12 protein-coding genes and 1 riboswitch are annotated in these 11862 nt (G+C 61.2%); of the genes, 11 read left to right on the top strand and 1 reads right to left on the bottom strand.

The genetic code is table 11. The features are described from left to right. Both RCH93_RS07850 and RCH93_RS07855 read left to right on the top strand, forming a co-directional pair. Positions 1-228: flavodoxin domain-containing protein (locus RCH93_RS07850; RefSeq protein WP_306547792.1), on the top strand; the 228-nt coding region annotated here is incomplete at its 5' end. A gap of 103 nt (positions 229-331) precedes the next feature. Continuing rightward, positions 332-634, top strand: coding sequence for an HU family DNA-binding protein (locus RCH93_RS07855; protein WP_306547793.1), 303 nt, complete (start codon positions 332-334; stop codon positions 632-634). 79 nt (positions 635-713) lie between these two features. Here the strand turns inward: RCH93_RS07855 and rfaD are convergent, their stop codons facing one another. Beyond that, positions 714-1673 carry an ADP-glyceromanno-heptose 6-epimerase gene (gene rfaD / locus RCH93_RS07860; protein ID WP_306547795.1) on the bottom strand — a complete coding sequence of 320 codons (960 nt, stop codon included), beginning with the start codon at positions 1671-1673 and terminating at the stop codon, positions 714-716. A gap of 635 nt (positions 1674-2308) precedes the next feature. Beyond that, a riboswitch (cobalamin riboswitch) is annotated at positions 2309-2492 on the top strand. A 405-nt stretch (positions 2493-2897) separates the two neighbouring features. Between rfaD and exbB the strand changes: the two genes are divergently transcribed. From exbB to RCH93_RS07905, 9 genes are all read left to right on the top strand, one after another. Then, a complete protein-coding gene (exbB, locus tag RCH93_RS07865) occupies positions 2898-3329 on the top strand; it encodes a TonB-system energizer ExbB (RefSeq protein WP_306547796.1) in 432 nt (143 codons plus the stop codon). Continuing rightward, the gene (locus RCH93_RS07870; RefSeq protein ID WP_306547797.1) at positions 3310-3693 is read left to right on the top strand and encodes a biopolymer transporter ExbD; all 384 of its coding nucleotides are present in this window, start codon (positions 3310-3312) and stop codon (positions 3691-3693) included. The genes exbB and RCH93_RS07870 overlap by 20 nt, the downstream gene beginning before the upstream one ends. Next, positions 3690-4457 (top strand): energy transducer TonB, encoded by a 768-nt coding sequence (locus RCH93_RS07875; RefSeq protein ID WP_306547798.1) that lies wholly within the window; start codon positions 3690-3692, stop codon positions 4455-4457. The genes RCH93_RS07870 and RCH93_RS07875 overlap by 4 nt, the downstream gene beginning before the upstream one ends. A 3-nt stretch (positions 4458-4460) precedes the next feature. After that, positions 4461-5240 carry a cytochrome c biogenesis protein CcsA gene (gene ccsA, locus RCH93_RS07880; protein ID WP_306547799.1) on the top strand — a complete coding sequence of 260 codons (780 nt, stop codon included), beginning with the start codon at positions 4461-4463 and terminating at the stop codon, positions 5238-5240. Between the two features lie 5 nt (positions 5241-5245). After that, positions 5246-6046, top strand: a complete 801-nt coding sequence (locus RCH93_RS07885) for a hypothetical protein (protein ID WP_306547800.1) — start codon at positions 5246-5248, stop codon at positions 6044-6046. After that, positions 6046-7230: an ABC transporter substrate-binding protein gene (locus RCH93_RS07890; RefSeq protein ID WP_306547801.1), complete on the top strand. Its 1185-nt coding sequence runs from the start codon at positions 6046-6048 to the stop codon at positions 7228-7230. Before RCH93_RS07885 ends, RCH93_RS07890 begins: the two co-directional genes overlap by 1 nt. Beyond that, positions 7217-8266: an iron ABC transporter permease gene (locus RCH93_RS07895; RefSeq protein ID WP_306547802.1), complete on the top strand. Its 1050-nt coding sequence runs from the start codon at positions 7217-7219 to the stop codon at positions 8264-8266. Before RCH93_RS07890 ends, RCH93_RS07895 begins: the two co-directional genes overlap by 14 nt. Beyond that, positions 8263-9501 (top strand): ABC transporter ATP-binding protein, encoded by a 1239-nt coding sequence (locus RCH93_RS07900; RefSeq protein WP_306547803.1) that lies wholly within the window; start codon positions 8263-8265, stop codon positions 9499-9501. The genes RCH93_RS07895 and RCH93_RS07900 overlap by 4 nt, the downstream gene beginning before the upstream one ends. Then, the coding region (locus tag RCH93_RS07905) for a cobaltochelatase subunit CobN (protein ID WP_306547804.1) at positions 9501-11862 on the top strand (2362 nt) is incomplete at its 3' end. The genes RCH93_RS07900 and RCH93_RS07905, both read left to right, overlap by 1 nt.

Raw genomic sequence — 11862 nt, forward strand, 5'->3', positions numbered from 1 at the left:
TTTTTTGAGGAGATGGACAAGGCCGACCTCAAGGACAAAAAGGTGGCGGTGTTTGGTTGCGGCGACTCCAGCTACACCCATTTCTGCGGCGCAGTGGACCAGTTGCAGGAAAAAGTTGAGGCCATGGGCGGCAAGGTGGTCAACGATCCGCTCAAAATCGACGGCGATCCCGGCGACGCGGCCAGCGACGTTGTCAGCTGGGCCCAGGAAGTGGCCGGCTGCATCTGAACGCCTTTTGTAACTGCGGTCCGTTCCCTGATCGGGCCGCAGTTGCATGGCCGTAGGCGAGGGCCGCCCCCTTTATACACACCAACCAAAGCACAGATCGCGCATGGAACAGCAGGAGAAAGCAATGAACAAGGGCGAATTGATCGAGAAAGTGGCCAAGGAATGCGGCCTGAGCAAGCACGCCACGGGGCAGGTTGTGGAAAGCATCCTCAACACCATCTCCGAGGCCCTTGCCTCGGACGACAAGGTCAAGCTGGTGGGATTCGGAACTTTTTCGGTGGCGCAGAGAGCCGCTCGCGACGCGCGCAGTCCGCTCTCGGGCACGGTGATTCACATTCCGGCCAGAAAGGCCATTCGCTTCAAGGCCGGAACCGCGTTTGTCGAAGCTGTGCGCTCCGGCTGTTGAATCGGCCCACTGCTCCGGAAAAAAGGCGCAGGGAGTAGCCCCGCCAACGGCGACTACTCCCTGTCAGCAAAAGAACGCGTCAAGGTGTGTTCGAGGCGCCTTGCAGCCAGTGCATGTAGAGATCCACACCGGATTCGACAGTATGGAAATCACCCTCGTATCCGGCGGCACGTAACCTTGTGAGGTCGGCCTCGGTAAAACTCTGATACCGTCCTTTGAGATGCTCGGGAAAAGGGATGTATCGAAGCTCGCCATGCCCGTGCGCATGCAACACTGCTTGCGCGACGTCATTGAAACTCTGGCTGCGACCGGTCCCAACGTTGAAAATGCCCGACACCCCGGGATGTTTCATCAACCATACGATGACGTTCACCACATCAGCGACATACACAAAATCACGTCGCTGCTCACCATTGCCGTAACCGTCGCACCCTTCGAACAATTTGACGACCCCTTCGGCGACGAGTTGATCTCGCAAATGAAAGGCAACGCTTGCCATACTGCCCTTGTGCTGCTCCCGTGGACCATAGACATTGAAATAGCGCAGGCCAACAATCTGGGTTTGATGCGAAGGAAGGAAACGACGAACGTATTGATCAAACAATGTCTTTGAATACCCATAGACATTCAGCGGGGCCTCGTTCTGCCGTTCCTCGACGAACGCGGCGCCGTTGCCGTAAACCGCCGCGCTGGACGCATAAATCAAAGGAATCTTGCGTTGAAGGCAATAATGCAGGATTTCCCGGGAATAGCTGAAGTTGTTCTCCATGACCAGACGCCCGTTCCATTCCGTGGTGGAGGAGCAGGCGCCTTGATGCAGGATTGCTTCCACATTTCCACCGAAAGAGTCGCCTCGTCTCAATCGATCAAGGAATTCATCTTTGTCGAGGTAATCGGCAATGCTTGTATCGGCTATATTGATAAATTTTGTGCCATCCGTAAAATCATCAACAACAACGATGTCGTCATATCCGTCTGCATTCAAGGCATGTACGATGTTGCTGCCGATAAAACCAAGCCCTCCAGTGACTACGATCAAGTTACCACCCCTTGTTGTTGTGCAGAATCCAGTCGTTCTGCCTGTTGTCGAATCTGCTGACGTCTTTCTGAATAAATGATTTTCTGATTTTCGAACTGCTCGATTTCTTCCCTGCTCAGGTGCACGAAGCCGCAAAGTATGGGGCCGCAAACCGGGCAGGAGAGGTTGCAATAGTTGCGAACTGTTGGTTCCAAGAGTTCACTCGGTGGCATGTGGTCGAGACTGCCGCCGGCACACTGTAGACACCGCCCCTCACCTGCATTCTTTTTTATCCGCATAACGGCTGGTCTATTTTTGATTTAACATATTGATTTTAAATATTAAATTTCAAGGAAAAACGTTTTAGCCAAACTGTTGTTACAAATTTTGTAATCGTAATATTAATTTTAAAAAATGGGAATAGTTTGCCGCAACAAATTTCGTTCTTGTCGAGGGTATTGGCTAGGCAGGACTACACTGACCTCCGGCGCCAACTAGTTTTTTTTATGTTTAATTTTGAATTGTTACGCTAAAACTGGCGATAAAATCAGCGTGACGCATGGATGAAAAACCAAGTCCTGCCGGAGCAATGGAGCGCAACGATCAGATCGGACAAGATATGGAATTATTTTCTTGACTTTGCCCGCCCCATCGGGTCTATGTCGCACAGTTCAGGTGTTCGCAAGAACTTAAACGGGAACCTCGTGTAAATCGGGGACGGGCCCGCCGCTGTAACCGGGGACGAACGCTGCATAAACGTCACTGACCTTTGGGTCGGGAAGACGCAGCAAGTAGGACGAACCGGGAGTCAGAAGACCTGCCTGAATGTTTGGAGACGACTGCGAGGACGGCGGCGTACCCGGTTTTTTTAGTATTTCTGCGGATAAATAGGGCTATCCCGGATCGATTCTTTCGATCCGGGATTTTTTTTTTTTGCCCATCCAGAAACCCGGCCCCCCTTTGCTTTCGACTCCGCCACTCTTTTGGCGCGAGGAGCCCCATGCGAAGGAATCTGGCCACATCTCCCGTTATTGCATTGCCCTGCCCATGGACGACGGCGCTGTCGCCCTCCGTGATCCGGAACCGGCGCCCCCGCCGTTGTCCGCTTCAATCGCTTCCCGCCCATTCCACTTTTCACGCCCACCGGACGACGTCCGTCGTTGTCCGAATTCTTGCCCGCACCGCTGTCCGGCCCGGCGCCGGCCGCTCCCCTTTTGATCATCTCAACACCATGAGGATTCCACTATGGATTGGCTGCACACGATAATCGATTACGGCGTGCTTGGGCTTTTGCTCACGCTCAGCGTCATTGCTTTGGCGCTTGCGCTGGAGCGGTTTCTGGTCTACCGCGCCGTCCGGATCGAAACCTTTGCCGACCGCAAGGAGCTGGAACTGCACCTGACCCACAAGCTGCACCTGATCGCCACCATCGGCGCCAACGCCCCCTACATCGGCCTGCTCGGCACGGTGCTGGGGATCATGCTCACCTTCTACGACATCGGCACAGCCGGATTCGACACCACCAAGATCATGCAGGGGTTGGCCCTAGCGCTCAAGGCCACCGCGCTCGGCCTGCTGGTGGCCATCCCGGCGGTCACCCTCTACAACCTGCTGCTGCGCCGCTGCAAGGTGCTGCTGATGCAATGGGAGATCAGGGATGGACGAAAAGGAATTTGACTATCTCAACGTCATTCCGCTGGTGGACGTGATGCTGGTGCTGCTGACCATCGTTCTCACCACCTCCACCTTCATCGCCACCGGCGGCATTCAGCTGGAGTTGCCCAAGGCTTCGGCGAGCAAGGAAAACCTGCCGCTGACGCCCCGCACCGTGGTGGTCAACAAGGAGGGCCGCCTGTGGGTGGAATCCACCGAGGTGACGCTGGACACCCTGGCCGCGGCCCTGGACCCGGTGGAACGGTCGACTCCGATGATCGTTCGCGCCGACAAAAATCTCTCTCTGCAGATGTTCGTGGACGTCTATGAGGCGATCAAACGTCTCGGCTTTACAACCCTCAGCCTGCAAACCGAACAACAGCCATGAAAACACAGACCAAAGCCGCCCATTGTTCCCTGGCGCTGCATGCCGTCCTTGTTCTTTGCGCTTTTGCCTTCAACCAATATGCAGCCCATATTCAACCACCCACGGTGATGGATATGTCGATCATCATGTCCGGGGCCGCGCCCGGAGAGAGCGAAGGGCCGGCGGCGCAAGCTCCGCCGGCACCGCCGGTCAAGGAGAAAACCGTTACGCCCGCCGCCAAAAAACAGGTCGTCAAAACCACGCCCGCGCCCAAACCGCGACCTGTCGCGCCCAAGAAAATCGAGCCGGCTCCGGCTGTTAATCCCGCGCAGCCCACCTTTGCGGCCCCAGCGGAGGAGGAGGCGAAACCCGATGCAGCGGTTGCGGATTCCGAGCAACCCAAACAATCCGGCGAAGCTTCCGCCAGCGCGGCAACCGCCGCCGGCAAGCCCGGCGCAACCCCCAAGGGCGGAGGCGCCGGAGGAGGCGGCCTGTTCACCGCCAGCCAATTGGACGGCCCGCTGACCATGCTGGCCAAAAGCCCGCCGGTCTATCCCCACTCCGCCAAACGGCGCAACATCGAGGGCTGGATCAAGGTGAAGTTCGTGGTCGACGAACACGGCCAGGTGGATCAAGTCACGGTGCTGGACGCCGAACCCGAAGGGGTGTTTGAGCAGAGCGTGCTGCGCTGCATCGCCAGCTGGCGCTTCAAACCGGGCACAATCGGCGGGATGGCGGTCAAGGCCCTGGTCGAGCAAACCATCACCTTTAAGCTGGAAGGATAAGTTATGTCCATGATCACCAGCCACACCGCCTTTCAGTTCGCCGCCGTCCTGTACGCCCTGGCCCTGGCCGCCGCTCTGGCGCCGGGAAAACGATCCCTGCCGGTCAATCTTCCGCTGGCTGCGGCAATCGGTTGCAACCTGCTGGCCGTGGGACTTCGCTGCCATCAGGCCTGGCCGATGCTGCCGATGCATCTGGGCCCCGTGGCCCTGCCGCTCTGTCTGGGGCTGTTCTATCCATTGGCCGCGAGGAATTGCGAACCGTCCCTGCGGCGGCCGACGCAGCGCATCCTGCTCGCGGTTGTCGTCCTTTTGACGGCGCTGGCCCTCTGTTTTCCCAAGGATTTCTATCTGCCTTTCCTCAAATCCAAGACCTTGCTGGCCCACGGTTTTCTCTGGTTTGGGGTTGTCGGCAAGGCCTGCTTCATTCTCAGCGCGGCCTGGGCGGCCAACGCCCTGCTCCCCCGCCAATCGTCCCACGCGATTTCGGCCATGGGCCGCAGCCATCGCTGGGCGGCCCTGGGTTTTTCCCTGTGGACCGCGTCGATGTTCAGCGGCGAACTCTGGTCCTACCTGGGCTGGGGCACGCCGGTGGTGTGGGAGGACCCTGCCCTGACCCTGACCATGGCCGCCTGGTTCTTCTACGGCTGCCTGCTCCATCTCCACCTGACCCGATCCTGGAGCCAGACGCATCGGGCGCTCTACGCATCCCTGGGCGGCCTGGTGATGCTGACCCTGACCTGCCTGCCCGATCTCGGCCCCTTCCGCATCCCCTTTGGATTATGAAAACTGTGTCTGCACGCCTTTGGAACCGCCTGAGCAGCATCAATCTCACTGTGGCGCTGTGTCTGCTGCTCACCATGGATTTGGTCTGGGGGTATTTCTGTCTCAACCGCCGCACCGCTCTGTTCACGCCCCTCAACGATCTTGGGCTGATTCCCTGGGCCCAGACCTACGGCAGCCACAATCTGCTCGCCACTGGCTGGTTTTTCCTGCTTCTGACGCTGCTGGCCCTGCTGGCGGTCAACACCTTTGCCTGCACCACCAGCCGGGTCGCCCAGCTGCTGCGGGCCAAGGGACCGGGCGGCTGGCAACGGCTGGCGCTCCGACTCGCCCCCCATGTCATGCACTACGGCCTGATCGTCATTCTGGCCGGTTATCTGTGCAGTTATCTGTTTACCCAAGTCCTGACGAGCAGCACCCTGGCGCCGGGTTCCCACCTCTCCTTACCCGGCGCCGGGGGTCAGGTTCAGCTGCTTGCCGTGGAACCCGAGTATTACCAGGGCGAGCGGCTGGCGTTCTGGAAAAACGAAGTGATCGCCCTCAGGGCCCGCCTGCTGCTCAGCGACAACACCGGCCAGCGAGAAGCGTTCCTGTCCTGCAACCGGCCGGTCCGGTTCCAGGGCTACAGCCTGCACCTGATCGATTTTGCGCCCAAGAGCCTGAACGGCATGAAAATGAAAACCAGAATTGATCTCCACGTCCGCAAGGATCCAGGGGTCGCGCTCTACCTGGCGGGCATGGCGCTCTTTTCCCTGGGCCTGATTTTGTATTTTTACCAATGGATTGTGCACCGGGAGGCACACAGATAATGCGTATGTTCAACATCCTTCGTCCTGGCGACTGCATCCTTGCCATGGCCGCGCTGATCATCCTTTTGACTGCGGCGGGCTGCAACAACGACCCGTCCGCGACCTCGTCCGCGGCCGGCAAAAACACCGACAAAGAACGCCCGGCCTTTCTCCAGATCGGCGAATTTGCAGTCAACCGGATCTCGCCCGAACGCACCGAGGTGCGCGACGGCGCCGGCCGCACCCTGGTCCTGATCCCCCGGGAAGCGCCCATGCCGACCGACTGCGCCCCTTCCCAGGTGGTGCGCGTGCCGGTCCGGCGGGTGGCCGCCTACGGCGCCTTTGACGTTGCCGTGCTCCGCGCCCTTGGCGTGCTCGAACAGACCCTGGTGGGCGTGACCACGCCCAAGGAACGCTGGCACGTCCCGGACGTCAAGCGCGGCATGGAATCCGGCCGAATCGCCTTTCTCGGCGACGCCGCCTCCATCGACTACGAGCGACTCAAACAGAGCGAGCCGGAACTGGTGCTCACCTGGGACCCCTCGATCATTCCCCTGATGGACGATCTCCACATTCCCGTGGCGGTCACCACCACGCCCCAGGCCATGTGCCTCAACGCCCGGATGCGTTTTGTCCAGTTTCTTGCGCCTTTTTTCCACAAGGAACCGGAGGCCGACGCCTTCTTTGCCCGCATTGACGCCGCCCTGCGCGACATCCGCGCCCGCACCGCCGGCGCGACCCGGCAGCCCAAGGTGATGTGGGGCGACATCTACGAAAAAAGGGTGATGGTGGAGCCGGGCAACGCCTGGGTAGGCGAACTGGTGGGTCTGGCGCAGAGCAATTACCAATTTGAGGACGTGTTCGGAACCTCCTGCATCGAAATCACGGTGGAGCGTTTTCTCTACTCCGGCCAGGATGCGGACATCTTTTTCACCTACCGCTCCCGCGACATGGGGGCCACCTCCAAGGCGGCTCTGGCCCGGCTCAATCCCCTGATCAAGGACATCGCCCCGCTCAAAAACGGCAGGGCCTATGCGCCGCTGCCGCATTACAGCCAATCGGCGGACAAACTCGACGAAATTCTCACCGAAATCAGCGCCATCCTGCACCCCGAATTCTACCCCGATTACCAACTGCACTACTTTGCCGAGTTGCCCGACGTCGATCCGGTCGCCGTTAAGGAGAAAAGTCATGACCACATCTGAATGCTGTCTCGATCCGGTTCGGCCGCTGTTGCTGCGGCGCGCGCCGGTGGTGTTTGCCCTGCTCGGCCTGCTGACCGTTTTGATGCTGGGGATCAACGTCGCCGTCGGCTCGATCGCCTTTTCCCCGGCTGAAATCTGGCAGGCCCTCCGCAACCCGGCCGAAGCCTCGACCACCAGCTTCATCCTGTGGAACATCCGCATTCCCCGGGCCATCGCCGCCGTGTTCGGCGGCGCCTATCTGGCCGCCTCGGGGCTTCTGCTGCAGATTTATTTCCGCAACCCCATTGTCGGCCCCTATATCCTCGGCATCAGTTCGGGCGCCACCCTGATGGTCTCGTTTGTGATGCTCACCAGCGTCACCGTGGGCTGGACCCTGTTCACCCCTTTTATCTCCACCCTGGCCGCCTTTGCCGGAGCCTACGCGGTGATGCTGATCGTGCTCGCCATTGCCAGCCGGATCAAGGGCGGGGTGACGCTGCTGATCGTCGGCCTGATGATGGGCTACCTCTGCGGCGCGGTCACCGCCATCCTCACCGCCTTTGCCGAAAAAGACAAAATCAAGGGCTTTGTCCTCTGGCAGCTGGGCAGTTTTTCCGGCTTCAAATGGGACGAGATCACCATCCTGCTGGTGCTCGGCGGCGCCATCCTGGCGCTGCTTTACCTGCAGAGCAAGCCGCTCAACGCCTTTTTGCTCGGCGAGGAGTACGCCGCCTCCATGGGGGTCAACATCCGCCGTTTTCGCCTGCTGATTCTGCTCTGCGCCTGCGCCCTGGCCGGGATGATCACCTCCATGGCCGGGCCGGTGGCCTTCATCGGCATGGCTGTTCCCCACATGGCCCGGCTCGGCTTCGGCACCTCGGACAACCGCATCCTCATCCCCGGCGCCTGCCTGACGGGCGGACTGGTGGCCAGCCTCTGCGACCTGATCGCCCGCACAATCATGGCCCCGGTGGAGCTGCCGCTCTCAGCCGTCACCGCCTTTTTCGGCGCCCCCATTGTCATCACCTTGCTGCTCAAACGGAGGGTCAAATTATGAACATGCCTGCCAACCGCCCGATCATCAGCGTCCGGGGCCTGAGCGTGGGCTACGGGAACACCCCGGTGCTGCGCGACATCTCCTTTGATTGCCGTCCGGGCCAGTTCATCAGCCTGCTCGGCCCCAACGGCGCCGGCAAAACCACCCTGCTCCGCACCCTGTCCCGCCACCTTTCCCCCTTGGCCGGCGAGATCAGGGTGCAGAGCAGGCCCCTGGCCGCTCTGCCCGCCATGGATCTGGCCCGGATCATGGCCGTGGTGCTCACCGACCGGATTGCGCCGCCGCTGTTCACGGTGTTCGAGTTCGTGGCCCTGGGCCGTTATCCGCACACCGATTATCTCGGCCGTCTGGGGGCCGGGGATCGGCTGGCGGTGACCACCTCGCTGGCTGCGGTCCACGCCCTGAACCTGGCGCATCGACTGTTTGCCGACCTCAGCGACGGCGAACGGCAGAAGGTGCTGATGGCCCGCGCCCTGGCGCAGGAGCCGCAGGTTTTGCTGCTCGACGAACCCACCATCCATCTTGACCTCAAACACCGGGTCGAGGTGATGGCCATTCTCCGCGACCTCTGCCGCACCAAGAACATCACCGTGATCGCCTCGCTGCACGACGTGGACGTGGCCGCCAAGGTCAGCGACCGGGTGGCGCTGATCAAGGACGGCGGGATGATCGACTGGGGCGCGCCCGAATCGGCGCTGACTCCGGAGGCGGTGGCCGGGCTCTACGATTTCGACAAGGCCGAATTCAACCGCCATCTGGGCGGGATTGAGCTGCGCGGCGAAGGCGACCGGGGACGGGCCTTCGTGGTCGGCGGCATGGGCTCCGGCGCCCTGGTCTACCGGATGCTGGCCAAAAAGGGCTTTGCCATTGCCACCGGCGTGGTCCACACCAACGACCTGGACTGTTTTGTAGCCAGATCCCTTGGCGCCGACTGCGTCACCGTCGACCCCATGGAAACCATCGACGCCGCAGCCGCGCAACAGGCGGCAACCCTACTTGACGACTGCGATTTTGTCATCGACAGCGGATTCATGATCGGCGCCGGCAATCTGGCCAACTTCGACCTGGTGCAGACCGCCCTAAACCGGGGCAAAACCGTGTTCTCGCTGCGCCCGCACCAACCGGGGACGCCGCTCGCCGCCGGCTGCGTGCACTGCAACACCGCCGTTCAGTTGATCGAAGCCCTGGACGGGTTTGCCGCTCCATCCACACTTTGCCGCGTCCAGGAGGCCTGATGCAGCCCTTTTCCCTCTGCTATTTTTCCGCCACCGCCACTGAAATCCCTTCGCTGTCCGAGGGCGTGCGCCTCTACCAGGACAGCGGCGCCCCGCTTGCGGTCCACGCCCGCACCCAGGTGCAGCTCTTTGATCAGAAACGGCGCGAGGCGTTCATCCGCGAGGCGCTCAAGGCCGATGTGCTGATCATCTCCCTGCACGGCGGCCGCCCTTCGTTTCCCGCCTTTGACCTGCTCAAAACGGCCCTGGAAAAATGTCCTGAAAGCCAACGGCCGCTGATCCACGTCCAGCCCACCAGCGGCGACGAGGACACCATCGAGGCGGCGCGCGAGTTCTCGCAGGCGTTCGGCACGGACTGCTGGGACACGGTCAAACAGTACCTGCATCTGGGCGGAGCGAGAAATTTCCAGCAACTGCTGATCTATCTGCACAATCGCCTGTTCGCCGCAGACTGTCCCTGTCGTCCGCCCGAGCCCCTGGCCGACGACGGCGTCTACCATCCCGATTGTCCGGGAACCCCCAGCCTGGAGGAATATCTGCAGCTGAAGGTCGATCCCGGCAAAATCACCGTGGGTTTGTGGTTCTACCAGACCTACTGGGTCAACAACAACCTCGCCTTTATCGACGCCATTATCCGCTCGATCGAGGCTGCCGGAGCCAACGTTATTCCGGTTTTCCACCTGCGCTACAAGGACGCGGCGCGCGGCAACCGGGCCGCCGACGGGGTGATCGAGCACTATTTCATGGAGGGAGACGCGCCGCGCATCCAGGTGCTGATCAACCCCCTGATGTTCTCCCTCACCCTGGTTTCCCCTTCGTTCAAGGATCTTTTGGCCAATCTGGGCGTGCCCTTTATCCAGGCCATGACCTGTTCCGCCCCCTTTGCCCAGTGGTCGGAAAGCGTGCAGGGGCTGCCGACCATGGACGTCTCCTACTCCGCGGCCCAGCCCGAATTTGACGGCGCCCTGATCACCGTGCCGGTGGCAACCCGCGAGCAGGAGACCATTGATCCGCTCACCGGCGCGCTCCTGGCCAAGTACATGCCCATTCCGGAGCGGGTCGACAAAATGGTGCGGCTGGCCCTCAACTGGGGTCGACTGAGCCGCATTCCGGCCGCCGAACGCCGCGTCGCCGTCATTTTCCACCACTATCCGCCGCGCAACGACCGGATCGGCTGCGCCGCCGGACTCGACTCCTTTGCCAGCGTTTCGGCCCTGCTCACCCGGATGCGGGCCGCCGGTTACCGCATTGAACGCGAATTCAGCGAAAAGGACGAACTCGCCCATGAGCTGCTCGCCAAAATGACCTGCGACCAGCGCTGGCGGCCCATGGATCAGATGGCGGCCCGGGCCGAGGCCAGGGCCGGGGCCGAGCAGTACCTCCCCTGGCACAACGAACTGCCCGAACCGATCCAGACCAAGATGACCGCCGACTGGGGCGAAATGCCGGGCGAGCTGTTTGTCCACGAGAAAAAGATGCATTTTGCCGGCCTGCTCAACGGCAACGTGTTTCTCACCATCCAGCCGCCGCGCGGGTATCTCGAACAAATCGACAAGGCCCTGCACGACCTGCACCTGTCGCCGCCGCACCACTATCTGGCCCAATACCGCTGGATCCGCGACGTGTTCAAGGCCGACGCGGTGATCCACGTGGGCAAGCACGGCTCCCTGGAATGGCTGCCGGGCAAGGCCCTGGGGCTGTCGGGCTCCTGCTTCCCGGATCTGGCGATCATGGAACTGCCCAACATCTACCCGTACATCATCAACGATCCCGGCGAAGGGACCCAGGCCAAGCGCCGCTCCTACTGCTGCATCATCGATCATCTCACCCCGGCCTTTACCAACGCCGATCTGTACGACGATCTCGCCAAGGTGCAGACCCTGGTCGCCGATTACGCCGCCGCTCAGGCCGAGGACCCGGCCAAGGTGGAGATCCTTGCGCCCATGATCTGGGAGGCTGTGGCCGCCGCCAGCCTGGACAAGGACCTGGAGATCGACCAGCAGTCCGCCCTGGCTGATTTCTCCGGTTTCCTCGAACGGCTCCACGCCTATGTCGAGGAGTTGGGCGACACCATGATCAACGACGGTCTGCACATCATGGGCTCGCCGCCCGAGGGCGAGCGACTCACCGAATTTGTCGCCCAGCTGACCCGATTGCCCAACGGCTCGGTTTCCAGCCTGCGCGAATCCCTGGTTGCGGCCATGGGCTGCGATTACGACGACGTGCTCGACAACCGCGGCAGCCGTCATGCCCGATTTGGCAACCGCACCGGCGGCGAGGTGCTGCGCGCCGCCCACCAACAGGCCCTGGCGCTCGCCGGCGGCCTGGCCAAAGCCGGGTACGACCCCGAGGCCGTCCCGG

It is taken from the genome of Desulfobulbus sp. (assembly GCF_030824455.1).
Taxonomy (GTDB): Bacteria; Desulfobacterota; Desulfobulbia; order Desulfobulbales; family Desulfobulbaceae; genus Desulfobulbus.